The organism is Arthrobacter globiformis, from assembly GCF_030817195.1.
Taxonomy (GTDB): domain Bacteria; phylum Actinomycetota; class Actinomycetes; order Actinomycetales; family Micrococcaceae; genus Arthrobacter; species Arthrobacter globiformis_D.
In genome coordinates, this window is record NZ_JAUSYZ010000001.1 from 3,514,527 (window position 1) to 3,537,445 (window position 22,919).

The window sequence follows — 22,919 nt, forward strand, 5'->3', positions numbered from 1 at the left end:
CCAGCCAAAAAGGGCGTCGCCGGGGACGCGGCGGCGCAATGAGGCGTTGCCACGTACCCGAAATGTTAGCACCGGAGCGCCTCTCCAAGGCTTGCACGCGGCTGAACGGTAGGCTGAACGGGTGCCTATTACTAACGAACGCATCGTCTGGATCGACTGCGAAATGACCGGCCTCGACAACGTCCACGACGCCTTGATCGAGGTCGCGGCCCTGGTAACCGACTCCGAACTCAACATCCTCGGCGACGGGGTGGACGTGGTGATCAAGCCGGACGACGCCGCCCTCACGCAAATGAACGACTTCGTCCGGGACATGCACACCCGGTCAGGTCTGCTGAACGAGCTTCCGGCCGGCAAGACAATGGCCGAGGCAGAGGCCCTGGTGCTGGACTACATCCGCAAGTGGGTTCCCGACCCCCGCAAGGCGCCCCTCGCCGGCAACTCGGTGGGAACGGACCGGGTCTTCCTCGCCAGGGACATGCCCTCGGTGGTGGAGCACCTGCACTACCGCATCATCGACGTCAGCACCATCAAGGAATTGTCCCGGCGCTGGTATGCACGCGCCTACTTCCAGGCGCCGGCGAAGCTCGGCGGCCACCGCGCCCTCGGGGACATCAAGGATTCCATCGACGAACTCCGGTACTACCGGGAAGCCGTCTTCGTGCCCGCACCGGGACCGGACAGCGCCACGGCCCAGAAGATCTCCCAGCGCATCTCGTCGTCGCCCTCCGCCGTCGGCCAGCCGGCCACGGAAAGCATGACGCCGCCCGCTGCGGAGCAGCCCGGAAAGTAATCTCCGCCACGTTTGAGGAAATTTTTGCCGAAACGGCCAAAAGTGGCAAAAGCATCCCCCAACAGCAGGTAAGCTATTTGTCGTTGCCTTTTCGGAAGGCCGGGAAACCGGACAGTCTGCAGGGCACATGGTGGGCGTAGCTCAGTTGGCAGAGCGCCTGGTTGTGGTCCAGGAGGTCGCGGGTTCAACCCCCGTCGCTCACCCGCACCGAGGACGGCAGTTTATTGCCGGCCAGCAACAAAGGCCGTACCGGTTATCCGGTGCGGCCTTTGTTGGTTTCACCCCCAGCCGGCTCGCCCGGCAAAGCGCCGAAGGAATTCCCTGACATGACTGTTCTGCCCATCACCATCTGGGGTGAGCCGGTGCTGCACCGCCGGGCTGCTGAAGTGGAGGAGTTCGACGACGGGCTTCGCCAGCTGATTGCCGACATGTTCGAAACAAACGACAAGGCGAACGGCGTCGGACTGGCCGCGCCGCAAATCGGCGTGGGCAAGCGGATCTTCGTGTACAAGTTCGAGAACGAGGACGGCGCTCCCCCGGCCGGCGTCGTGGTAAATCCTGTGCTGACCCTCTCCAAGGTGTCCGGGGCGCTGCCGGATCCGGACGAGGAAGTGGAGGGCTGTCTCTCCTTCCCCGGTGGGCAGTATCCGCTCAAGCGTGCCGAATGGGTACGGGTGCAGGGCTTTGACGGGGACGGAAAGCCGGTGGATTTCGAGGCGACCGGCTGGTTTGCGCGCATCATCCAGCACGAATACGACCACCTGGACGGCAAGCTGTACGTCAACCGGCTCATCGACAGGTATGCCCGCAAGGCGATGAAGCAGGCCAAGAAGAGCGGCTGGGGCGTCCCGGGCCTGACTTGGATGCCGGGCGTGGACCCGGACCCGTTCGGCCACTGATACCGGCGCTGTTTCTGCCCGCTGAGGCCCTACCGGGGCATCACCGTCTGCTGCTGCGGGCATGAATCCAGCACGCGGGCCATGGCGTCCCTTTCCGGCTGGGTGACCCAGAGGCCGTACGCTGCCTTCACCGAGATCTGCCGCGCCACATAGTGGCACCGGAGTGCCTTGTTCTTCGGCAGCCAGGTGGCGGCGTCCGACGCGCTTTTCTCCTGGTTGGCGTCACCGTCCGCGGCGATGAGGTTTAGCGGATCGTTGGCGAGGTTCTGCCGTTGCTGCGGCGTCAGCTGCTGGGCCCCCTTCTGCCAGGCGTCGCCCAGCGCGACGACGTGGTCGATCTGCACGTCCTTGCTGGAATCTGCCCCGCGGACGAACCTGACCACCAGCCCCACGTACGGCTCATGCATGGTGCCGGCGGCAACCTTGCACTTTGATCCCTTGGTGAACGCAACGTCGTGAAGGTCCCGGCGCAGGATGTCGTTGCGGGTGTCGCAGCCGTTGTGGTCGGCGTCCTGCCAGGCCTGGCCGAAGGCAGACCGGTCGTAGTCGCTGCCGGATGCCCTGCCCTTCACGGCCAGGGCTCCCAGTGCGGCGGCCGCGCTGCCCCGCGGGACCGGGTACGGGGGTGTCACGGGCTTCATCCAGGCGGCATCGAACACCGGAGCCTCGCTGGGCCCGGACACTGCGGGCTCGGCGGCGATGAACTGGCCTGCCGCAAAAAACCACACGCTGGCGGCGACTACCGCTGCCGCCGCGACACCTAGCACTGCCCAGGCCTGCCGGGAGCGGCGGCGGGCACGCCGGTAGCCGGCCCAGCTGACACTCACGGGGCCGCCTCTGGGCAGGACTCCGGGGCAGGATGCGGGTACACATCCAGGAGCCTAGGCGAAACCGCCCGCCGCTGTGCGGATATCCACAGTGTGGAGGACAGGTGCCCTGTGGAGGGCGGGCGGCCTACTGCTCGCGCATGACCCGATGAAGATCGGTGTTGGCGAGATCAAGCAGCCGCTCCAGCTGGGCCACCCTGTCATCGCCGATTTCCCCTGCCGCATGTGCAGTGCGTGCCTGGTCCAGAAGCCGTTGGGCTTCTTTCTGGTTGGCCTTTGCAACGTCGAGGGCATGTTCCAGGGTTGTCTCATGCTGGAGTGTCGGGTTCTGTTCCATGACACAAGTTTGTGCCCGTTTACCGGCTGATTCCAGAGAATTGCCCGGGAAGTTCCCGGGAACGGGTCAGCCCCGCCGGCACAGGTGTGCCGGCGGGGCTGACGGAACGCTTCGGTTAGACCGGGGCTGCCACGGCCAGGACCGGGGCTGCGTCCTTTGCGGAGTCCTTGGCCGGGAAGGTCGGCGGGTTGACCCCGGCCATTTCCTCCATGACGCGGACCACCTGGCAGCTGTAGCCGAACTCGTTGTCGTACCAGACGTAGACGACCAGGTTCTTGTCGTTGGCGATGGTGGCGAGGCCATCGACGATGCCTGCACGTCGGGAACCGACGAAGTCGGTGGAGACGACCTCCGGGGAGTCAATGTAGTCGATCTGCTTGCGCAGGTCAGAGTGCAGCGACATCTCGCGCAGGTAGTTGTTGACCTCATCCTTGGTGGTGCCGTGTTCCAGGCTGAGGTTCAGGACAGCCAGGGACACGTCCGGGGTTGGGACCCGGATGGAGCTGCCGGTGAGCTTGCCCTGCAGTTCCGGAAGAGCCTTGGCGACGGCCTTGGCCGCACCGGTTTCGGTGATCACCATGTTCAGCGCGGCGGAGCGTCCGCGGCGGTCGCCCTTGTGGAAGTTGTCGATCAGGTTCTGGTCGTTCGTGAACGAGTGGACGGTCTCCACGTGGCCGTGGATCACGCCGTACTTGTCGTTCAGGGCCTTCAGGACCGGCGTGATGGCGTTGGTGGTGCAGGAGGCGGCCGTGACGATCCGGTCCGCGTCCGTGATGTCGCGGTGGTTGATGCCGTGGACGATGTTCTTCAGGTCGCCCTTGCCGGGCGCGGTCAGGAGCACGCGCGACACGCCCTTGCTCAGCAGGTGCTGGCCGAGGCCCTCGGCGTCGCGCCAGCGGCCGGTGTTGTCCACCACGAGGGCATTGTTGATCCCGTAGGCGGTGTAGTCGATGGTGGCCGGGTTGTCCGAGTAGATGACCTGGACCTGGACGCCGTTGGCCGTGATGGTGTTGGCGTCGGTGTCCACCTTGATGGTTCCTTCGAAGGAGCCGTGAACGGAGTCGCGGCGCAGCAGGCTTGCCCGCTTGGCCAGATCGTTGTCGGAGCCGCGCCGGACCACGATGGCGCGCAGGCGCAGGCCGTGGCCGCCGCCCGCCTTTTCGATGAGCAGGCGCGCCAGCAGGCGGCCGATGCGGCCGAAGCCGTAGAGCACGACGTCGGTGCTGGTGCGGTCGTCGGCGCCCCGCTTGCCCACGACCTCAGCCAGCTCGGCGCGGAGGAATTCCTCCAGAGTCAGGTCGCCGCCGTCGGACTTGAACTTCTGGTTCAGGCGGGCGATGTCGATGGCAGCGGCACCCAGCTCCAGCTGCGCCAGCGTGTTCAGCAGCGGTGCCGTCTCCTCCAGGAGCAGCTCATCCTTGCTCATCCGGCGCGCGAAGCGGTGCGCCTTCAGGATGTTCATGGTGGACTTGTTGATCAGGCTGCGTCCGTGGATGGAGGTAACCACGTTGTTTTCACGGTACAGCCGGCCGATAACCGGGATCATGGCCTCGGCGAGCGCCTCACGGCCCATCCACGTATCAAGACAAGAATCTGACGTCTGGCTCACAGAACTACCTTCCTTGGTTCAACCGGCTACGTCCTCGTAAACCGGATGGCGGCCACTGGAAGTTATCCAGGGCAAGCTGGCACCGGCAGGGTTTCGGTCCACCCCGGATGCCGTTGACCGTGCAAAGAAAAACCGCCGGCTGCGAACGCAGATCCGGCGGAAGAACTTCTACGTTCACCATCCATTCTAGGCGGGCCCGGGGGCTTCTCTTGCCCCGGAGCCCGTGAAATCACTCACACCGGGTGTGATACCTGTCGCCTGGGATGCGGGATTGTTATCGACGCAATCCCGGCAACCACTATCCGCACGCCTTCAGGGGGCCATAAGCTGACGGCCCTGACGGCGATGCACTCGTAAAGATGCCGTCTGCGAAAGAAAGGCCAAACGATGTATGAAATGGTCGCCCTGGGAGCCGGGAGTGCATGGCAGCGCCCAACCAACCGGACACCCGGATGCACTTGTGCACCTTGGCGGTACAGTCCGCAGCATCCCCGCCCCACCAACCCGGACTGTCCCGCTCACGGAGTCGCCGGCCAAGACGCAGCATGAGGTCCAACCTGCTGCTGGCTTTGAGTGGATGGGTTGACCGATACGCCGGGTTCTGTGCTCCCGCGCTGTTGCCGGCGCGGGAGTAGCGGCCATCCATCTACGAGCGCCGTTGCCGGCGCCCTCCAGCGGCCTACCCGGACACTCGGGCGGGCAGCCCTCAAACGTGTCCTGTCTGGCCTTGCTCCGGGTGGGGTTTACCTAGCCTTCCCGGTCACCCGGGAAGCTGGTGGTCTCTTACACCGCCGTTTCACCCTTACCTGCTTCGTGCCGCTTTCAAATCGGCGCGACGCAGGCGGTCTGTTTTCTGTGGCACTGGCCTGCGGGTTACCCCGAGTGGGCGTTACCCACCACCCTGCCCTGTGGAGCCCGGACGTTCCTCGAGCCACTTGCGTGGCGCGCGGCCGCCTGGTCAACCCATCCGCAGTCCAGTTTACGGGCTTTCCGGCGGACCCGGACACGCGCCCGGCGCGGGGTCTAAAATCGGGAAATGGACCAGCCGTCCTTCACACGGCGACGCTTGCTGCATTTGACAGGTGTCGCTGCCGGGCTGACCGCCGCATCCGCCTGCACGGTGCCGCCTGCACCGGTTCCCGGCCCCACGACGGCCAGTTCGCTGCCCGATTCGGCCGGAACACCTACTTCGCCGGGAACAACGACGGCGGCCATCCCGCCGGCTCCCCCGTCTCCGCCTTCCACAGTGTCGACCCGGACAGGCGCATTTGTCTCCCGCTTCCGTCCTGGGGTCGCCACGCACTGGTCCCTGGCGGTGCCGCTTCCGGACGAGGCAGGCCAGTTGCTGCCCGTGGCCGTCTTCCTGCACGGGCTGGGCGGCAGCAGTGAAGTTCTGTTGGGCGATCTCGCGGCGGACCGGGCCCTGCAGCGCCACTTGGACGACGGCGGCCCGTCCTTTGCGGTTGCCGCCGTGGACGGCGGCGATTCCTGGTGGCATGCCCGCGCTGACGGCAGCGACACGCAGTCGATGCTGGTGCAGGAGTTTCTGCCCTTCTTGGGCGATCAGGGGCTCGACCTCGGAAAGGTCGGCATCTTCGGCACGTCGATGGGCGGGTTCGGCGCCCTTCTCCTCGCGTCGCGGGGCAGGGTGTCCGGAGTTCGCGCCGTTGCAGCCATGAGCCCGGCCGTCTGGTCCAGCTATGAAGAGGGCATGGAGGGCGCCTTCGACGGCCCGGCCGATTTCAAGGCGAACGACGTTTTTGCGCTCCGGCCGAGACTTGCAGCGATTGGCAAAAGGATCGACTGCGGCAGTGAGGACAATCTGGCCCCCACGGTGCGCAACTACCGTTCGGGACTTCCCGGCAGGGTGGAGGGCGGTTTTCAGCCCGGCGGCCATGACGCCTTGTATTGGCGGTCCATCCTGCCGGACGTGCTGGACTTCCTGGGCCGTTCCCTGGGCTGAGCTCCGCACCTCCATTTGATCCCGCCCCTCAGCTGATCCCGCACCCGGCCGGTAAGATCGTACGGTGCTGATTCTGCTCCCCCCATCCGAAGGCAAGACTCCGGCCGTCCGTGGAGACGCCATGGACTGGACTTCGTTGAGTTTCCCTGTGCTGAATACCTACCGGGCAAAGGTGCTCGATGCGCTGGGGACAGTCAGCGCACATGAGGATGCGCTCGCCCTGCTGGGCGTCGGAGCCTCGCTCAAGGACGACGTCGAACGCAACACGCGGCTCCACGCCGAACCGGCGGCGCCGGCACACCAGGTGTACTCCGGCGTGCTGTACGACGCCCTGGGCTACAAGTCGATGACGCCGGCGCAGCGGCGCCGGGCGGATGAGTCGGTGCTGGTCATCTCCGCACTGTGGGGCGCCATCCGGTTCGCCGACTCAGTGCCCGCCTACCGGCTGTCCATGTCAACGGCCCTGCCCGACGTCGGACGCCTTGCCTCATTCTGGAAACCGCAACTGACCGACGCCCTCGGCGAAATTGCCGGCGGCCAGCTCCTGGTCGATTGCCGGTCCAGCACCTACGCGGCCGCCTGGACTCCCCCGCCGGCGGACACCGTGACAGTCAACGTGTTCACTGAGGTGAACGGCGCGCGCAAGGTGGTCAGCCACTTTGCCAAGCACACCCGGGGCGAGCTGGCCCGGCACCTGCTGACGCGGGGCGGCAAAGCCCCGGCGACGCCGGAGCAGCTGCGGAAGGCGGCAGCCGAGAAGTGGCAGGCCGAACTCGTTCCTGGCACCGCGCGCAAGGCCCACGCCCTCAACATCATCCTGCCGGGCTGACCCAACGGGCTGGCAGTTGATGCCGTTTCGAGAGCCCAAAACGGCATCAACTGCGAGTTACTTGCGTCAGACCCACTCGGCGGAGCGCACCAGGATGCAGCCGGAGTCCGGGCAGAACACGATGTCATCCTCGGCGGCGGCCCTGATCTCGGCCAGGTCGCCGGGGCTCAGCTGCATGCCCGACCCTTCCGACGTTCCGTGGAAGAGCCGCGCCGCGCCCACGCCGCGCCGGGCCAGCGTCTTCTCGTAAACCGCAAGCATTCCGGCGTCCAGCCCTGCGGCGAACTCTGCTCTTTGGCCGCGAACTACGGTCTCCTCAGCGTTGATCTCCGCCAACTGCTCGTCGAGTTCGGCCCGGATTCCGCCGAACGAGCCCTGGATATCGTCCACGATGCTCTGTTGGGCCGCCTGCCGTTCGCGCAGGACATCCAGCCGCTCCAGGACCTCCAGCTCGACGTCCTCCAGGTCTGAACGGCGCTTGTTGAGCGAGGCGATGTCCTTCTGCAGGGCGACGAGATCCTTGGAGAGACCCGTGCCGCTGTTGAGCCTGGCCTCGTCCCGTTCGATCCGGGTTGCCACCTGCTCCACATCTGCCTCGGCCCGCTTCAGTTCGGCTTCGGCGTCATGGACGGCGAGTTTCGCGGCGCCCAGTTCCCCGTTGGCAACGCTAAGGGCGGCTTCGAGATCGGTTATCCGCGGATCAGTTTCAAGGCTGCGGCGGCGGTTCGACAGTGACTTCAGCCGGGCATCCAGGCCCTGGAGCTCGAGCAACTTCAATTGTTCCGCCGGTGCTGCCTTGGCCACGTTTTACCTCCGCTTGATCCCATCCGGCCCTTGGCCGGCACCCCTGTGGGGTCTTCTAGACTCTAGTCGCCGCCGGGAGTCAGTATGAAGTCCCACGGATCGCTGTTGGTGGTGCTGACCTTGATTTCGACGTCGAGGCCCTGGTCCGCGAGCACGTTGCCCAGCGCCTCGGCGGCGGCAGGGAGCCACAGCCATTCGCTGGCAAAGTGCGAGACATCGATGAGGTAGGGGCGGCCGTTCACGGCCGCCTCCCTGGCTTCAGAAGCCGGGTGGTGGCGCAGGTCGGCGGTGATGTACAGGTCCGCGTTGCTGGCCCTGACCTCGTCGAAGAGGGAATCCCCGGCCCCGCCGCACACGGCAACCCGCTGCACCAGCCCGTCCTTGTCCCCGGAGACGCGCACGCCGCCAGCCACCGAGGGAAGGATGCCGAAGACCCGCGCGGCGAAATCGCCCAGCGTCATGGACTCGTCGAGGTCCCCTACGCGCCCGATGCCTTCCTCCGGAAGGCCGTCGGCTGCCGGGGTCAGTGGCGATACGTTCTCCAGCCCCAGGGCGTCGGCAAGGACGTCGGAAACGCCGCCCACCGCTGAGTCTCCGTTGGTGTGGACTGTCAGCAGTGCCGTGCCGGACTCGATCAGGCGGTGGACCGCGCGGCCCTTGGGTGTGTTGGCGGCAACCGAGGTGACACCCTTGAGCAGCAGCGGGTGATGGGTGATGAGCAGTTCCGCGCCCCATTCGATGGCCTCGTCAATGACCTCGAGCGTGGGATCCACGGCGAACATGACGCGCGTGACTTCAGCTGACGGATGGCCGGCCACGAGCCCCACCTCGTCCCATGCCTCTGCAAGGGACTCCGGCCAGAGCTCCTCCACGGCCAGCATGAGTTGCCCCAGCGTTGCAGCGGCGGGTGACTCGGCGGCGTCGGGAGCTTCTTCCGGTTCCGCTGCAACGTCACTGTTCACAGGTTCCATACTCATACTTTTACCCTACAGTCGGCTCTGGCCTCTGACCGGCATATGACCCTAGGGTGGGCTGGGGGAATCATTGGCGCGTGCGAACCATTGAAGAGGACATGAAAACTTTTGTGCTTGGCGGGGGTTGCTTCTGGTGCCTGGACGCCGTCTACCAGAAAACAATGGGCGTCTCGTCGGTGGTTTCGGGATACACCGGCGGCCATGAACGCCACCCGGACTACTATTCCGTCTGTTCCGGCACCACCGGGCACGCTGAGGTGGTTGCTGTGACCTTCGATGAGGATGTCATCCCGGCCGAGGTCATCCTGGACATGTTCTTCGCCCTGCACGACCCCACCACGCTCAACCGCCAGGGGTACGACGTCGGAACGCAGTACCGCTCGTCAATGTTCTATGAGACCACCGAGGAGAAGATCCTCTTCGAGGAGGCGATCGAACGGAACCAGGCCCTGTGGTCCCGGCCGATTGTGACAGAGGTCAGCCGGCTCCCTGTGTTCTATCCGGCGGAGAACATTCACCAGAACTACTACGCCAAGTTCCCGGAGCAGGGGTATTGCCAGGTCATTATTAACCCGAAGCTGGCCAAGGCACGGAAATATTACTCTGCATGGCTTAATGCTTAGCAGGGGCGCTGACCCCATCGTTAGGCTGACCAAAGTATTCCCTCCTGAGAGATAGGCGCAAGTACACATGGCACGGATCTACGACGATGTAACACAGCTGGTGGGCGGCACCCCGCTGGTCAAGCTCAACCGCCTGACGGAAGGCCTGGACGCCACCGTTGCGGTCAAGCTTGAGTTCTACAACCCGGCCAACAGCGTCAAGGACCGTATCGGCGTCGCCATCATCGACGCAGCGGAGAAGTCCGGCGCGCTGAAGCCCGGCGGAACCATCGTCGAAGGCACCTCCGGCAACACGGGCATCGCCCTGGCCATGGTGGGCGCAGCCCGCGGCTACAAGGTCATCCTGACCATGCCGGAAACCATGTCCACCGAGCGCCGCGTCATGCTCCGCGCCTTCGGTGCCGAGATCGTGCTGACCCCGGGCTCCGAGGGCATGCGCGGTGCCGTGGAAAAGGCCCAGGAAATCGTGGCCAACACCGAGAACTCCATCTGGGCACAGCAGTTCGCCAACGAAGCCAACCCGGAGATCCACCGCAAGACCACCGCTGAGGAGGTCTGGGCCGACACCGACGGCAAGGTTGACATCTTTGTCTCCGGCATCGGCACCGGCGGCACCATCACGGGCGTCGGCCAGGTCCTGAAGGAACGCAACCCGGACGTCCAGATCGTTGCCGTGGAACCCAAGGACTCCCCCATCCTCAACGGTGGAGCACCCGGCCCGCACAAGATCCAGGGCCTTGGCGCCAACTTCATCCCGGAACTCCTGGACACCAATGTCTACGACGAGGTCCTGGACGCCACCCTGGAGGACTCCGTGGCCGTCGCCCGCGAGCTCGGCGTCAAGGAAGGCATCCTGGGCGGCATCTCCTCCGGCGCCATCGTTTGGGGCGCCCTGGAACTGGCGAAGCGCCCGGAGAACGCCGGCAAGCTGATCGTCGCCGTGGTCTGCGACTTCGGCGAGCGTTACATCTCCACGGTGCTCTATGACGACATCCGCGGCTAGACCTTAGCCAGCTGCTTTCCGTTTCCTGTAGAAAGATCTTTGTGGGTTTCTTCGCAAGACTTAAGGAAGACCTCGATGCCGCCCGGTCCCACGACCCGGCGGCTCGAGGTTCTTTTGAGAACTTTTTCGCGTACTCAGGGCTGCACGCCATCTGGGCGCACCGCCTGACGCACAAGCTGTGGCAGAACCCGTCCACGCGGTTTCCGGCACGGCTCATCTCGCAGCTCACGCGGTTCCTGACCGGCATCGAGATCCATCCCGGCGCCACCATCGGACGCCGCTTTTTCATCGACCACGGCATGGGTGTGGTCATCGGCGAGACGGCCGAGATCGGTGAGGACGTCATGATTTACCATGGCGTCACGCTCGGCGGCCGTTCCCTCGCGAAGGTCAAGCGCCACCCCACCATCGGGGACCGGGTGACGATCGGCGCCGGCGCCAAAATCCTGGGGCCGATCATCATCGGCAACGACAGCGCCGTGGGGGCGAACGCCGTCGTCGTTAAGGACGCACCGCCGGAGTCCATCGTCACGGGCATCCCGGCGAGCTGGCGGCACCGCGACGCACAGCGGGAGACCAAGCCCGCCGTGGACCCGGCAGAGTATTACATCGAATACCGGATCTAGCGGGCAAACCGCTTGTAGATCGTCCACAGCACAACGTCGAACATGGTGTCGGGCAGGAGCCTGCGCAAAGTCAGGATTGCGCGGGCACCCTTGCCGGCCGGGTAGCGGGTTTTCGGCCGCGGCGCCGTTGCGGCATGAACAATGGCATCGGCAATGACGCCCGGATGCGTCGCCATGCTTGAACTTGAAGTGGAAGCCAGCGCACCGGCGACGATTTTCGCCTGGTCCCCGTACGGTCCGTGCCCGGAGGTTGCCAGCAGGCTCTCGCCCGAGATGCCGCCCCATTCCGTCTGTGTACCCGCCGGTTCGATGATCGACACCGTGATGCCGTGCGGCTTGAGCTCCAGCCGCAGCGAATCGCTGAGACCTTCCACGGCGAACTTCGTGGCGTGGTACCAGGCACCGAGGGGCTCGTACATCTTGCCGCCGATGGAGGACACGTTGATGATCCTCCCCTGCGCTGCGGCACGCATGGCGGGAAGCACCAGCTGGGTCATGCGTGCCAGGCCGAAGACATTGACTTCAAACTGCCGCCTGCCCTCGGCCAACTCCACTTCTTCAAGCGATCCGTAGGAGCCGTAGCCTGCATTGTTGACCAGGACGTCAATCCTGCCGTGGGCTTCGAGGATGGCCGCGACAGCTCCTGCCATGGACGCCTCGTCCGTCACGTCCAGGGCCAGAACATTGACTCCGCCGGCCTTCAGCGGTTCCATCTTTTCGACCCGCCGCGCCCCGGCGTACACGGTGAACCCGTGTTCGCTGAGCTTCCGGGCGGCTTCGAAGCCGATGCCGGTGGACGCACCGGTGACAAACGCAATTGGCTGGGACATGTGCTGCACTCCTTGGACACGGCAACGACGGACAGCTGGCACGCAAGGTCGCTTCCGTTAAACGGCAACGGCCGGCGCTCCCCAGACTAGCGGGGAAGCGCAGGCCGTTGCTGCGTTACATCGCGGGTGTGGCTAGTGGGTGTCCACTGCCTCGATTTCGGACTTGTCCTCGCCCCAGAGGGTGTGGAACGTGCCCTCGGCGTCAACGCGGCCGTAGGTGTGCGCACCGAAGAGGTCGCGCTGGCCCTGGATCAGGGCAGCGGCGACGCGCTTGCGGCGCAGGCCGTCGTAGTACGCCAGGGAGGAGGAGAACACCGGTACCGGGATGCCCAGCTGCACGGCGGTGGCCACAACGCGGCGCCAGGCCGGAAGGGCGTCGGCGATGGCCTTGGTGAAGGCCGGGGCGAACAGCAGGTTGGCGGGCTTCTCGTCGGCAGCGTAGGCCTTGGTGATGTCCTTGAGCAGTTCGGCGCGGATGATGCAGCCGGCGCGCCACAGCGAGGCAATCTCGTCCAGCTTCAGGTCCCAGTTGTATTCCTTGGCTGCCGAAGTCAGCATGTCCAGGCCCTGGGCGTAGGAAACGAGCTTGGAGGCGTAGAGCGCCTGGCGGACGTCCTCAACGAAGGTCTCGGGGATTTCGACGGCGGCTTCCTCGCCGGCGAGCAGCTCCTGGCCCAGCTTGCGCTGGTCGGCCTGGGAGGACAGCGCACGGGCGAAGACGGACTCGGCGATGCCGGAAACCGGCGAGCCAAGCTCCAGTGCCGAGATGACCGTCCAGCGTCCCGTTCCCTTCTGGCCCGCTGCGTCCACGACGACGTCGACGAACGGCTTGCCGGTCTTGGCGTCAACGTGGCCCAGGACCTCGGCGGAGATTTCGATCAGGAAGGAGGACAGCTCGCCCTTGTTCCACTCGGTGAAGATCTTGGACTGCTCTGCCGGCTCGATACCGGCACCGGAGCGCAGCAGGTCGAAGGCTTCGCCGATGACCTGCATGTCGGCGTATTCGATGCCGTTGTGGACCATCTTGACGAAGTGGCCTGCGCCGTCGGTGCCGACCCATGCGCAGCAGGGCTCGCCGTCGACCTTCGCGGAGATCTTTTCGAGCAGCGGGCCGAGGGCTTCGTAGGATTCCTTGGAGCCGCCGGGCATGATGGAGGGGCCGTTGAGGGCGCCCTCTTCGCCGCCGGAGACACCGACGCCCACGAAGTGCAGGTCCTTCTTGGCCAGCGCGGCTTCGCGGCGGCGGGTGTCCTCGTAGTGCGAGTTGCCGGCGTCGATGATGATGTCGCCGGCCTCCAGCAGCGGTTCGAGCTGCTCGATCACGGAGTCAACCGGCTTGCCGGCCTTGACCATGATCAGGACGCGGCGCGGCTTTTCGAGGGAGTTGACCAGTTCCTCAAGGGACTCGGTCCTGACGAAGTCACCCTCGTGGCCGTGCTTTTCGAGCAGGGCGTCGGTTTTGCCGACCGAGCGGTTGTGCAAGGCAACCGTGAAGCCGTTCCGGGCAAGGTTGCGGGCCAGGTTGGCGCCCATCACCGCAAGGCCGGTGACACCGATGTGTGCTGACATCAAAAACTCCCATTCACTGTGTGCAACGTGTGTGCGTCGGGTCCCGCATGTCCTGCGGGGCACCCTTCAGAAAAGTAGATTGTGAATAAAGCATATATATTCGCAGTCGACGGCGAAAGCGGGTGACCACTCCTTGGACGCAAACTGCGCCATGAAGAGTCTATGGGGCGTTCCTGCGGCGCCGTCCAGACTGCCGTGGTTGCTGGGCACCAAAGCCTCCCCGCCCGATTATGCTTACCTCTATGTCAACCAGCCTCCACCACCGTGCCGTCGAGCACCTGGGTACCAGAATTGTCGACGGCAGCCTCCCGCCAGGGCATGTGATGCTGGCGGAGCAGCTGGAGGACGAACTGCAGGTATCCCGGTCTGTGATCCGGGAGGCTGTCCGTGTGCTGCAGTCGCTTGGCCTGGTGGAGACCACCAAGCGCGTCGGCATCAAGGTCCTGCCGGCGCACCGCTGGAATCCGTTCGATCCGCTCGTGATTCGGTGGCGGCTGGCCGGGGAAGGGCGCGGCGCCCAGCTGCGTTCCCTGGCGGAACTCCGCTCCGCGGTCGAGCCCGTGGCCGCCGAACTCGCGGCGGTCAACGCACCGCAGGAACTTCGGCAGGAGCTGCTTGACGTGGCTTTGGCGATGCGCGAGGCCGGCAAGGCCGGCGACGTGCCGCGCTTCCTGGAGCTGGACATCCAGTTTCATTCCCTGCTGCTCAGCGGTTCCGGCAATGAGATGTTTGCCAACCTCGTGGGCCAGGTGGCCGAAACCCTGACCGGCCGCACCGTGCACGGCCTCATGCCCGACCGCCCCCGGGACCTCACGCTGCAGTGGCACCTCGATGTGGCTGAAGCCATCTTTGGTGGCCACGCTTCGGAGGCCCGGGAGGCATCGAGCAGGATCATGCGCCGCACCATCTCGGAGATGGAGCCCGTCTGGGTGGAGCAGCCGAGGGTTTTCGTTCCGCTGCAGCGGCGGACGCAGTCCGCCTAACTCTGGCTAGCCGGTGAAGTTGAGGAGGACTTTGCCGGATTGGGCGGAGTTGCGGGCGATGTCGAAGGCTTCGAGGGCGTTGGTGACGGGGTAGTCGTGGGTGATGACCGGGCCGATGTGCAGGGTGCCGTCGGTCAGGGCGGTGATGACCTCGTCGATTTCGTCGTTGAACCGGAACGAGCCTTTGAGGTCCAGTTCCCGGGTGATGGCCAGGGAGATCAGGACCGGCTGGGCTCCGGTGGGCAGCAGCCCGACCATGACCACGGTCCCGCCCCGGGCCGCGCCCTGGATCGCGGAGGCCAGGCCGTGGTGGTTCCCGGAGGACTCGATCACGACGTCGGCCTGGACCGCGGCGATCGCCTCCGCGTCGGCCGCGTGCAGGACCTCGTCCGCGCCCACCGCCGCAGCGATCTCCAAGGGTTTGGCGTGCATGTCCACCGCGACGATCCGGGCAGCACCGGCGCGTTTGAGGACCGCGACCGCCAACGCCCCGATCGGACCGGACCCGATGACCAGGGCGGTTTTGCCCGCCACGTCCCCGGCCCGGGACACCGCATGCCAGGCCACACTGGCCGGTTCGATCAGCGCCGCCGTCCGCAAGTCCAGGGTTTCGGGCAGGGCACGGAGCATCCGAGTGGGGAGGTTCACGTACCGGCTGAACGCCCCGTCCGTGTGCGGGAACCTCGCCGCGGAGCCCAGGTACGTGCACCCCGGGGACAGGTTCGGCCGCCCCGCCGGATACCGCGGCGCGTCAGGACCCGCACCCGGGCCCGGAGTGGCCGGATGCACCGCCACCGGCGTCCCCGCTCCCGGGCCGGTCCCGTCCCCCGCGGCCCGGACCACCCGCCCGGAAATCTCATGCCCCAGCACCAGCGGCGCCTTCAGGATCGACTCGCCCGCCGCGCCGTGCAGCCAGTAATGCAGGTCCGACCCGCAAATCCCCCCATACAGCACCTCCACCACGGCCTCGTCCGGCGCCGGCACCTTCAGCGGGATCTCCTCGATCCGCAGATCCCCCTTGCCGTGCGCCACGACCGCCGGACCCGAAACCGGCAAAGCGGTTTGCGCCGCCGTCGACGATGCTGCTGTTGTTGCTCCTGCTGTTGTTGTTTCTGCGTGTGTCATCAGACCACCACCGTCATTCCGCCGTCGATAAAGATCGTCTGCCCGTTCACGAAATCCGACCCGGACGAGGCCAGCCACACCGCCGGACCCGCCAAATCCTGCACCGTGCCCCACCGCGCCGCCGGGGTCCGGCCCAGGATCCAGGCACTGAACTGCTCATCATCCACCAGGTTCTGCGTCATCTCGGTATGGATGTACCCCGGCGCGATCCCGTTGATCTGCAGCCCCGACCCCGCCCACTCCGCGGTCATCGCCCGGGTCAGGTTCCGCAACCCGCCCTTCGCCGCAACATACGGCGCGATCGTGGGCCGGGCCAGGTCCGTCTGCACCGAACAGATGTTAATGATCTTCCCCCTGCCCCGCGGAATCATGTGCCGCGCCGCTTCCCGGCCCACCAGGAACGCGCTGGTCAGATCCGTGGAAATCACCCGCTCCCAGTCCTTCACATCCAACTCCAGCATCGGCACCCGGTGCTGGATCCCGGCATTGTTCACCAGCACCTCCAACGGACCCACATGCTCCTCCACCCACGCCACACCCGCCGCGGCCGCCGCATCGTCCGTGACATCAAACGCCACACTGTGCACCCGCCCCGGCGCGTACCCGGCCGCCATCACCGCCTCCGCAGCCTTCAACCGCTCAGCATTCACACCATTCAGCACCACCGTCGCACCCGCATCAGCCAACGCCCGCGCCAACGCATTACCAATCCCCCGACTCGAACCAGTCACCAACGCAACCCGCCCGGTCAAATCAAAAAGTGACGTCATGAATGGGTCCTTTCTGTGGCGCTCACGGCGCCCGTGCCGCTGAGGTTTGAAATGGTTTGCCGGACGACGGCCAGGTCCTGGTCCCCCAGCCCCTGGCGCTTCAGTTCGGCATAAAGTTCGACGCCGGCGCGCGCCATCGGAACGGCGGACCCGGCGGCGTCGGCCGACTCCACGACGAAGGACAGGTCCTTGTGCATGAATTTTGCCGGGCCGGTGGGCGTGTAGTCCTTCCGGGCAATCCGGGGGCCGACCTGGTCCAGGACGCGGCTGCCGGCGAGACCGCCGGACAGGACCTCATAGAGGGCCGCGACATCGACGCCCGAGCGCTCGGCGAGCTCGGCCGCTTCGGCGAGCGCCGCCGTCGTTGTTCCGACCACCAGCTGATTGCACGCCTTGGCCAGCGATCCGGCTCCAAGCGGTCCAAGGAGCTTCACGGTGGTGCCCATGGCCTCGAAGAGCGGAAGCAGCCGGCGGAAGTCGGCGTCGTGGTCAGCGCCGGCCATGATGGCCAGGGTCCCCTCGATGGCACCCTTCGTCCCGCCGCTGACCGGTGCGTCCAGCACCACGGCATTGCCTGAACTGGCCGCCTGGACCCTGCGCCCGAAATCCTTGACCGCGGTGGGGGAAACGCTGCTCATCACCGCCACCGCGGTGCCGGCCGCCGGCGGTGACGTCCGCCAGCTCGCGAGCAGTCCGGACGCCGCGTCCTCAATGTAGGCAAGGTCAGGCAGCATGAAGACGATCACGGGCTCGTCCCGGAGTTGTTCCACGGTGTCTGTAGCGGATCCGCCGAGCCGGCGTAGATCCTCCAGCGCGGCGGGCGACCTGTTCCAGGCGGTTACCGCCCACCCCTTCCGGACCAGGTTCGCCGCCATCGGCGCCCCCATCAGGCCGAGGCCCACGAAGCCTGCTCTCTGTACATTCATCTGCAGGGGAACCTCACTACGTTGTGGTCAATGTTGGTCAATCCTTGGAAATCTGTTCAGTATTCTAGCCCCTATTCAGTATGATGAACAGCATGACGACTGAAACCACCGTCGCGATCGCCGTCCCGCTCGAAGCCGAGTTCGTGGACCGCATCCGCGCCGTAGATCCCTCTGTTACCGTTCTTTACGAGCCCGACCTGCTGCCGCCCGAACGGTTCCCGGCAGACCACGCCGGCGACCCCGACTTCAAGCGCACACCTGAGCAGGAGGAGCGCTACTGGGAGATGCTGGGTAAGGCCGACGTGCTTTACGGCTTCCCGAACGAAAGCCCCGCGGGCCTGGCACGGATCGCGAAAGAAAACCCGCACCTGCAGTGGATCCACGCCATGGCGGCGGGCGCCGGCGGTGCAGTCAAGGCCTCCGGGCTCGATGCGGAAACTCTGAACAAGTTCAAGGTGACCACGTCCGCAGGGGTGCACGCCCTGCCCCTCGCGGAGTTTGCGGCACTGGGCATCCTCAACGGTTTCAAACGGACCGCGGAGCTCGCCCAGGACCAGGCCGCCAAGGTGTGGCCGGAACTGCGGATACCCACCAAGCTGGTCAACGGCTCCTCGCTGGTGGTCACGGGGCTCGGGGAGATCGGACTGGAAACCGCCTGCATCGCCCGCGCACTCGGCATGAAGGTCAGCGGCACAAAACGTTCCGTGGAGCCGATCGAGGGCATCGAGGAAGTGGCGGACAACGGTGGACTGGGCGGGCTGCTCGCCTCGGCGGACGCTGTGGTGAACACCCTTCCGGGCACCCCCTACACAGAGAAGCTTTTCAACCGCGAGGCCTTCGCGGCCATGAAGCCCGGCACCGTATTCGTGAACGTCGGCCGCGGAACTGTTGTGGACGAAGACGCACTGCTCGAGGCCCTGGAAAACGGACAGGTGGCCTACGCCTGCCTGGACGTTTTCGCCGTCGAGCCGCTGCCGCAGGACAGCCCGCTCTGGAGCCACCCGCGCGTCATGGTGTCTCCGCACACCTCGGCCCTGGGCGCGGCCGAGAACCGCCTTATCGCCGAACGCTTCTGCAGCAACCTCAGGACGTTCCTGGACGGCGGCGAACTCCCCCACCTCGTGGATACGGTCCACTTCTACTAAACCCCACTTCACGGGAATCACCGGAGAGCCGGGCAGCCACATGGTTGCCCGGCTCTCCCTTTGCGCCCTCCCCCGGGCGCGAACGTACACTTGCGGCCCACCCCGTGTAGGGAAGGGCCGCAAGTGTAAGTTCGCGCTGTATGTTTCGTGGCTGTGTGGCGCCTAGTGGGCGTCCTCGATTGAAACCAGATCCCGGCCCCTGGTTTCCGGCGTGAAGAAGGTGCTCACGAAGGAGATCAGCGCAAGGACCAGCGAGTAGAGCGCCAGGACCAGCCAGGAGTAGCCGGTGGCAGCCAGCAGTGCCGCGCCCACCAGCGGAACCAGGCCGCCGGCCAGCACGGCGGAGAGTTCGCGGGACATGGCCACACCCGTGAACCGGTACTGCGATCCAAACAGTTCAGGCAGCAGCGGGCACTGGGGTCCCAGCATGGACTGCACGCCGAGCGCGATGCCAACCACCATGACGACCCATACCAGGGTCACATTGCCCAGGGTCACGAGGTAGAACGCCGGGAAGGCGATGACCGCCTGGAACAGGGCGCCGTAGCGGTAGACCGGAACGCGGCCAAAGCGGTCGGACAGCGCACCGAAGGTGACCACCATGACGGCGGCGAAACCGGCGGCGATCAGGAGACCCACGGGACCGATGAACTTGTCGCCCGGGAAAACGCCAGCCGGGGCCGCCAGGAACGCCACCAGCAGCGCCGAATAGATGGAGGAGTTCCCGTTTTCACCCATGCGCAGGCCGATCCCGACGAGAACGTTCTTCTTGGAGTGCTTCCAGAGCTTGCCCACGGGGTTCTTGACGACGTTCTTGTGCTTCTCCAGCTCCTGGAACACCGGGGTTTCCTTGAGCCGCAGCCGGATGAACACCGCTATCGCGATGAGGATCACGCTGGCCAGGAACGGCACACGCCAGAGCCAGCCTTCGAGCACGGCCTTGTCTGCGGTGGCGATGAGGGCGAAGGTGCCGGCGCCCAGGAGGGTGCCCAGTTGGATCCCCACGAACGGCAGTGAGGCAAAGAAACCACGACGGCGGGGCGGGGCCACTTCGGAGATCAGCGTCGTTGCGCCGGCCTGCTCAGCGCCGGCGCCGAGGCCCTGGACGATCCGGAGGATGACCAGGAGTACCGCGCCGAGCATTCCTGCCTGCTCGAATGTCGGCAGCAGGCCGATGGCGAAGCTTGCGGCGCCCATCAGGCCGATGGTCAGGATCAGCACCATTTTCCGGCCGAACCGGTCTCCAATGTAGCCGAAGACGATGCCGCCGAAGGGGCGGGCAGCGAAACCCACGCCGTACGTGGCGAATGATGCGATCAGCGCACCCTCTTCGCCGAGCGGCTTGAAGAACAACGGCCCGAAGATGAGTGCCGAAAGCCAGTCCGTAGATATAGAAGTCGTAGTACTCCAGAGCGGAGCCTACGGAGCTGGCAAGTGTTGCCCTTCGCAGCTGTTCCGGATCGACGACGGCGCCGTCCGCTTCAGCCAGCGGTGAATCAGTACGAGTTGTCACTAGCACTCCCTCAAAGACACATCAGGCCCCCGTTGGCCTGGTGAGTAGTGACACCACCATTGCGTCGGTCACTATGTTGAACAGAGTACAACATGATGAACGACGAGCCAATAGCGCCGGAGTTTCGCCTAGCCCATGGGGTTGCCCAGGGATCTGGCCAGCTCATTCAGCTCTTTAACCATCTGCGCGCCCTGCTCCTGCGAGTAGGTTGCCTTCAGCGCAGTGACAGACAAGCCAAGACTGGGGCCATGCGCTCCGCGGGTGGGTACACTCACGGCGAGACACACCACGCCCGTGGTGGATTCCTCGTCTTCAAATGCGTAGCCCTGCTCGCGGATCTGCTGCAACTGAGCCTTCAGTTCCGCTCCCGTCCGCAGTGATTTGGGCGTCAGGACTGGGAGCTCCGCATCGTCAGGGAACATCGCGTCGATGTCGTGGTCATGGAGCCTGGAGATCAGGGCCTTGCCCACCGCACAGAGCGACACCGGCATCTTGTCGCCGATATTGGAGGTCAGCCGGACGGCCGGATGGCCCTCGTAGCGCGCCAGGTAGATAACGTTGGTGCCATCCAGCATGGCGATGCGCACCGTTTCACCTGACAGCGTGGGCGCCTGCTCGCAAAAACGGTAGAACTCCTGGACCTCGTCGAGCCGGCTCAGGTAGGCGGCACCCAATTCAACGAGCTTGCGCCCCAGCGTGTATTCGGCGCCCTGCCTGCTGATGAGCCTGGCCTCCTCAAGAGCCAGCAGAAGGTTGGACGTTGACGATTTGGGGATTCCGAGGTCCCGGGCGAGATCGCTGAGGGTAAGCCGGCCAGTGGCGGACGCCGCAAGAGACTCCAGCACGGCGGCAGCCCGTGTGACAGCGGGCGCCGGGGACGCGCTGCCCAGTCCGTCATTGGCTTTGGGGGTACGGGAATCGGCCATGATTCTCCTTTTCATACGCGCTCAGGCAGCGGGGGTCAGCAGATTGCATCGCGCCCGAAACACCGGCGACGATGCCAAATCGTCCAGTCAACTGAACAGCTACCATCATACTGGCGTAGTGGCCACTCCTGAAGGCAGGCCGGCATCAGCGGCATGCGACCGGAGCGGGAAGCCACGCCCGGACGGCCACCTTCTAAATAGTTTCGTGTTTCCGAAAGTTCACGGTATATTCAAACGCAAGCCTTCCACCGCGGCATCCCCCAATAGTCGCGGTGGAAGGCTTATCCAATTCCCAGGCCCCTTAGCATTTCGGGCCTTTCCGGCTTTCCAGCCCTTTGCCTTTCCTGCCTTCTGCTCAGGCCGCATCCGCGATTGCGCTTTCCGCGGTGTTGTCCGCCACAGCGCTCCGCAGTCTCCACCCGCCGCCAAGTCCGTCGCGCACGATCTCCATGGTGGTCAGCGCCGATCCCGCATTTCTCCCCAGCCGGGTCTGCAGCCGCCACACTTCGACGTCAACGCGGCTAAGTCCCAGCGGCATCCGGCGCTCCGCTTCCCACCAGCTGACGCGTTCAAACCAGCGCAACGGCTCCGCGCCCACCGTCCATTCCTGCCCGCCGCGGATGACAGCCCCGGGCTGCCCGTCGGCAGCAGTCCTCACAAGTACGTGTTCCATGCCCGCAGGCTATGGCCGGGCACAGACATTAAACAGAAAACCCCGCCAGACCAGGCCCAAGGACTTGGTCAGACGGGGTAATGAGGGTGGGTCCTACCGGGATCGAACCGATGACATCCACGGTGTAAACGTGGCGCTCTACCAGCTGAGCTAAAGACCCAAAGAGTGGTTTTTCGCACCGAAGCGCTCGAACCAACGAACATAGACTCTACCCGAACAATGCCCTGAAACGCCAATCGGGTCAGGCCGCAGCGAGCGGGGGCAATTCTTGGGCAAGCCAGGCGAGGGACTCACTTACTCCGGCTTCCAGCTTGATTGTGGCGAGGTCGTCGCCGCGCGTCTGGCCGCGGTTGATGATGACAACAGGTTTGCCTTGCTTGGCTGCGTGACGGACAAACCGCAGCCCGCTCATGACGCTGAGTGAGGAACCGGCAACGAGCAGGGCTTCGGCTTCATCCACCATTGCGTACGCGCGCTCCACGCGTTCCTTGGGGACGTTTTCGCCGAAGTACACAAAGTCCGGCTTCAGTACGCCGCCGCACGCGGGGCAGCGGGCGATCACAAAACTGCGGATCAGTCGCAGGTCCTCCACAGTGGCGTCGGCATCGGGGGCCATCTCGACAAGGCCGGACTTCATGGCATGGTCCAGAAAGTCCGGATTCAGCTCTTCCAGAACCCTCGCGAGCAGTTGCCTCGAGTACGTGCGCCGACACTCCAGGCAAATTACCTGGTCGAAGCGTCCGTGAAGGTCCACCACGTTGACGCTGCCGGCATCCTCATGGAGGCGGTCCACGTTTTGGGTGATCAGTCCGGTCAGGAGTCCGCGCCGCTCGAGGACGGCGACGGCGGCGTGGCCAGCGTTGGGATTGGCCCGCCTCAGGTGGGACCAGCCAATGTGGTTACGCGCCCAATATCGCTGCCGGTTGGCAGCATCGCCGACAAACTCCTGATAGGTCATGGGTGAGCGCGGGGGCGAATCCGGCCCGCGGTAGTCCGGGATGCCCGAGTCCGTGCTCAGGCCGGCCCCGGTCAGTAGCGCCAGCGGCAGCCCGGCAAGCACGTCACATATCCCGCTTAGCGCGCCGAGGTCGCTGGCCGCTGACTCGGCGGGCGGGGCAGGAGGCAGACTGGCGAACCCTGTCAGGCCGATGCCGGTCCGCCGCTGATCCATG

23 protein-coding genes, 2 tRNA genes, 1 other RNA gene and 1 pseudogene are annotated in these 22,919 nt (G+C 65.4%); 10 read left to right on the top strand and 17 right to left on the bottom strand.

Going from position 1 to position 22,919, the window contains the following annotated elements; genetic code table 11:
* The first annotated feature begins 121 nt into the window (after positions 1-121).
* The 3 genes from orn (at position 122) to def (ending at position 1,692) form a co-directional block, all read left to right on the top strand.
* Positions 122-793, top strand: a complete 672-nt coding sequence (gene orn, locus QF036_RS15970; protein WP_307103411.1) for an oligoribonuclease — start codon at positions 122-124, stop codon at positions 791-793.
* A 130-nt stretch (positions 794-923) separates the two neighbouring features.
* Positions 924-996, top strand: a tRNA-His gene (locus QF036_RS15975).
* A gap of 123 nt (positions 997-1,119) precedes the next feature.
* Complete coding sequence (def, locus tag QF036_RS15980; RefSeq protein WP_307103413.1) at positions 1,120-1,692, top strand: peptide deformylase; 573 nt, start codon at positions 1,120-1,122, stop codon at positions 1,690-1,692.
* Between the two features lie 29 nt (positions 1,693-1,721).
* Here def and QF036_RS15985 read toward each other — a convergent pair whose 3' ends face one another.
* From QF036_RS15985 to QF036_RS16005, 5 genes are all read right to left on the bottom strand, one after another.
* Entirely contained in the window at positions 1,722-2,519 is a 798-nt protein-coding gene (locus tag QF036_RS15985) for an HNH endonuclease family protein (protein ID WP_307103414.1), read from the bottom strand.
* Positions 2,520-2,646: 127 nt separating this feature from the next.
* Positions 2,647-2,856, bottom strand: coding sequence for a TolC family protein (locus tag QF036_RS15990; protein WP_307103416.1), 210 nt, complete (start codon positions 2,854-2,856; stop codon positions 2,647-2,649).
* Between the two features lie 115 nt (positions 2,857-2,971).
* Positions 2,972-4,465, bottom strand: coding sequence for a glyceraldehyde-3-phosphate dehydrogenase (locus QF036_RS15995; protein ID WP_307103418.1), 1,494 nt, complete (start codon positions 4,463-4,465; stop codon positions 2,972-2,974).
* 574 nt (positions 4,466-5,039) lie between these two features.
* Positions 5,040-5,431: RNase P RNA component class A (gene rnpB / locus QF036_RS16000), an RNA gene on the bottom strand.
* Between the two features lie 57 nt (positions 5,432-5,488).
* Positions 5,489-5,680, bottom strand: coding sequence for a hypothetical protein (locus tag QF036_RS16005; RefSeq protein WP_307103420.1), 192 nt, complete (start codon positions 5,678-5,680; stop codon positions 5,489-5,491).
* Between the two features lie 31 nt (positions 5,681-5,711).
* Here QF036_RS16005 and QF036_RS16010 point away from each other — a divergent pair, with 31 nt between their 5' ends.
* A complete protein-coding gene (locus QF036_RS16010) occupies positions 5,712-6,428 on the top strand; it encodes an alpha/beta hydrolase (protein WP_307103422.1) in 717 nt (238 codons plus the stop codon).
* Between the two features lie 64 nt (positions 6,429-6,492).
* On the top strand, positions 6,493-7,257 hold the full coding sequence (locus QF036_RS16015; RefSeq protein WP_307103424.1) for a YaaA family protein: 765 nt from the start codon (positions 6,493-6,495) through the stop codon (positions 7,255-7,257).
* A gap of 66 nt (positions 7,258-7,323) precedes the next feature.
* Here QF036_RS16015 and QF036_RS16020 read toward each other — a convergent pair whose 3' ends face one another.
* Together QF036_RS16020 and QF036_RS16025 are read right to left on the bottom strand one after the other, a co-directional pair.
* Entirely contained in the window at positions 7,324-8,061 is a 738-nt protein-coding gene (locus QF036_RS16020; RefSeq protein WP_307103425.1) for a zinc ribbon domain-containing protein, read from the bottom strand.
* A gap of 62 nt (positions 8,062-8,123) precedes the next feature.
* A complete protein-coding gene (locus QF036_RS16025) occupies positions 8,124-9,032 on the bottom strand; it encodes a Nif3-like dinuclear metal center hexameric protein (protein ID WP_307105950.1) in 909 nt (302 codons plus the stop codon).
* A gap of 101 nt (positions 9,033-9,133) precedes the next feature.
* Between QF036_RS16025 and msrA the strand changes: the two genes are divergently transcribed.
* From msrA to epsC, 3 genes are all read left to right on the top strand, one after another.
* Positions 9,134-9,658 (top strand): peptide-methionine (S)-S-oxide reductase MsrA, encoded by a 525-nt coding sequence (gene msrA, locus QF036_RS16030; protein WP_003803334.1) that lies wholly within the window; start codon positions 9,134-9,136, stop codon positions 9,656-9,658.
* A 67-nt stretch (positions 9,659-9,725) separates the two neighbouring features.
* Entirely contained in the window at positions 9,726-10,661 is a 936-nt protein-coding gene (gene cysK / locus QF036_RS16035) for a cysteine synthase A (RefSeq protein WP_003803333.1), read from the top strand.
* 41 nt (positions 10,662-10,702) lie between these two features.
* Positions 10,703-11,287: a serine O-acetyltransferase EpsC gene (gene epsC / locus QF036_RS16040; protein ID WP_307103428.1), complete on the top strand. Its 585-nt coding sequence runs from the start codon at positions 10,703-10,705 to the stop codon at positions 11,285-11,287.
* Here the strand turns inward: epsC and QF036_RS16045 are convergent.
* Positions 11,284-12,117, bottom strand: coding sequence for an oxidoreductase (locus QF036_RS16045; protein ID WP_307103429.1), 834 nt, complete (start codon positions 12,115-12,117; stop codon positions 11,284-11,286). The genes epsC and QF036_RS16045 overlap by 4 nt on opposite strands.
* A gap of 132 nt (positions 12,118-12,249) precedes the next feature.
* Positions 12,250-13,686, bottom strand: a complete 1,437-nt coding sequence (gene gndA / locus QF036_RS16050; protein ID WP_307103432.1) for an NADP-dependent phosphogluconate dehydrogenase — start codon at positions 13,684-13,686, stop codon at positions 12,250-12,252.
* A 242-nt stretch (positions 13,687-13,928) separates the two neighbouring features.
* Between gndA and QF036_RS16055 the strand changes: the two genes are divergently transcribed.
* Entirely contained in the window at positions 13,929-14,669 is a 741-nt protein-coding gene (locus tag QF036_RS16055; protein WP_307103434.1) for a FadR/GntR family transcriptional regulator, read from the top strand.
* Between the two features lie 6 nt (positions 14,670-14,675).
* On the opposite strand, the gene QF036_RS16060 is transcribed toward QF036_RS16055, so the two are convergent.
* Genes QF036_RS16060 through QF036_RS16070 form a run of 3 tightly spaced genes read right to left on the bottom strand, consistent with a single transcriptional unit; the run spans position 14,676 to position 17,490 of the window.
* Positions 14,676-15,794, bottom strand: coding sequence for an L-idonate 5-dehydrogenase (locus QF036_RS16060; protein ID WP_307103436.1), 1,119 nt, complete (start codon positions 15,792-15,794; stop codon positions 14,676-14,678).
* The gene (locus QF036_RS16065) at positions 15,794-16,564 is read right to left on the bottom strand and encodes an SDR family oxidoreductase (RefSeq protein WP_307103439.1); all 771 of its coding nucleotides are present in this window, start codon (positions 16,562-16,564) and stop codon (positions 15,794-15,796) included. The genes QF036_RS16060 and QF036_RS16065 overlap by 1 nt, the downstream gene beginning before the upstream one ends.
* Positions 16,561-17,490 (bottom strand): NAD(P)-dependent oxidoreductase, encoded by a 930-nt coding sequence (locus QF036_RS16070; protein ID WP_307103441.1) that lies wholly within the window; start codon positions 17,488-17,490, stop codon positions 16,561-16,563. Before QF036_RS16070 ends, QF036_RS16065 begins: the two co-directional genes overlap by 4 nt.
* Before the next feature lie 80 nt (positions 17,491-17,570).
* Between QF036_RS16070 and QF036_RS16075 the strand changes: the two genes are divergently transcribed.
* A complete protein-coding gene (locus tag QF036_RS16075) occupies positions 17,571-18,635 on the top strand; it encodes a D-2-hydroxyacid dehydrogenase (RefSeq protein ID WP_307103443.1) in 1,065 nt (354 codons plus the stop codon).
* 162 nt (positions 18,636-18,797) lie between these two features.
* Here QF036_RS16075 and QF036_RS16080 read toward each other — a convergent pair.
* The 5 genes and pseudogenes from QF036_RS16080 to QF036_RS16100 form a co-directional block, all read right to left on the bottom strand.
* Positions 18,798-20,148 (bottom strand): annotated as a pseudogene (locus QF036_RS16080) (MFS transporter).
* 128 nt (positions 20,149-20,276) lie between these two features.
* Positions 20,277-21,074, bottom strand: coding sequence for an IclR family transcriptional regulator (locus QF036_RS16085; RefSeq protein WP_307103445.1), 798 nt, complete (start codon positions 21,072-21,074; stop codon positions 20,277-20,279).
* Between the two features lie 355 nt (positions 21,075-21,429).
* A complete protein-coding gene (locus tag QF036_RS16090; protein ID WP_307103447.1) occupies positions 21,430-21,747 on the bottom strand; it encodes a hypothetical protein in 318 nt (105 codons plus the stop codon).
* Positions 21,748-21,834: 87 nt separating this feature from the next.
* A tRNA-Val gene (locus QF036_RS16095) sits at positions 21,835-21,907 on the bottom strand.
* 81 nt (positions 21,908-21,988) lie between these two features.
* Positions 21,989-22,918 (bottom strand): NAD-dependent protein deacetylase, encoded by a 930-nt coding sequence (locus QF036_RS16100; RefSeq protein ID WP_307103449.1) that lies wholly within the window; start codon positions 22,916-22,918, stop codon positions 21,989-21,991.
* Position 22,919 lies beyond the last annotated feature (1 nt).

Bases quoted from the DNA above. Each gene is read 5' to 3' on its own strand.
- def (WP_307103413.1), top strand. From the start codon at position 1,120: ATGACTGTTCTGCCCATCACCATCTGGGGTGAGCCGGTGCTGCACCGC.
- QF036_RS15990 (WP_307103416.1), bottom strand. From the start codon at position 2,856: ATGGAACAGAACCCGACACTCCAGCATGAGACAACCCTGGAACATGCC.
- QF036_RS16005 (WP_307103420.1), bottom strand. From the start codon at position 5,680: ATGGCCGCCGTCGTTGTTCCCGGCGAAGTAGGTGTTCCGGCCGAATCG.
- QF036_RS16025 (WP_307105950.1), bottom strand. From the start codon at position 9,032: ATGGAACCTGTGAACAGTGACGTTGCAGCGGAACCGGAAGAAGCTCCC.
- msrA (WP_003803334.1), top strand. From the start codon at position 9,134: ATGAAAACTTTTGTGCTTGGCGGGGGTTGCTTCTGGTGCCTGGACGCC.
- cysK (WP_003803333.1), top strand. From the start codon at position 9,726: ATGGCACGGATCTACGACGATGTAACACAGCTGGTGGGCGGCACCCCG.
- QF036_RS16045 (WP_307103429.1), bottom strand. From the start codon at position 12,117: ATGTCCCAGCCAATTGCGTTTGTCACCGGTGCGTCCACCGGCATCGGC.
- gndA (WP_307103432.1), bottom strand. From the start codon at position 13,686: ATGTCAGCACACATCGGTGTCACCGGCCTTGCGGTGATGGGCGCCAAC.
- QF036_RS16055 (WP_307103434.1), top strand. From the start codon at position 13,929: ATGTCAACCAGCCTCCACCACCGTGCCGTCGAGCACCTGGGTACCAGA.
- QF036_RS16060 (WP_307103436.1), bottom strand. From the start codon at position 15,794: ATGACACACGCAGAAACAACAACAGCAGGAGCAACAACAGCAGCATCG.
- QF036_RS16065 (WP_307103439.1), bottom strand. From the start codon at position 16,564: ATGACGTCACTTTTTGATTTGACCGGGCGGGTTGCGTTGGTGACTGGT.
- QF036_RS16070 (WP_307103441.1), bottom strand. From the start codon at position 17,490: ATGAATGTACAGAGAGCAGGCTTCGTGGGCCTCGGCCTGATGGGGGCG.
- QF036_RS16075 (WP_307103443.1), top strand. From the start codon at position 17,571: ATGATGAACAGCATGACGACTGAAACCACCGTCGCGATCGCCGTCCCG.
- QF036_RS16085 (WP_307103445.1), bottom strand. From the start codon at position 21,074: ATGGCCGATTCCCGTACCCCCAAAGCCAATGACGGACTGGGCAGCGCG.
- QF036_RS16090 (WP_307103447.1), bottom strand. From the start codon at position 21,747: ATGGAACACGTACTTGTGAGGACTGCTGCCGACGGGCAGCCCGGGGCT.
- QF036_RS16100 (WP_307103449.1), bottom strand. From the start codon at position 22,918: ATGGATCAGCGGCGGACCGGCATCGGCCTGACAGGGTTCGCCAGTCTG.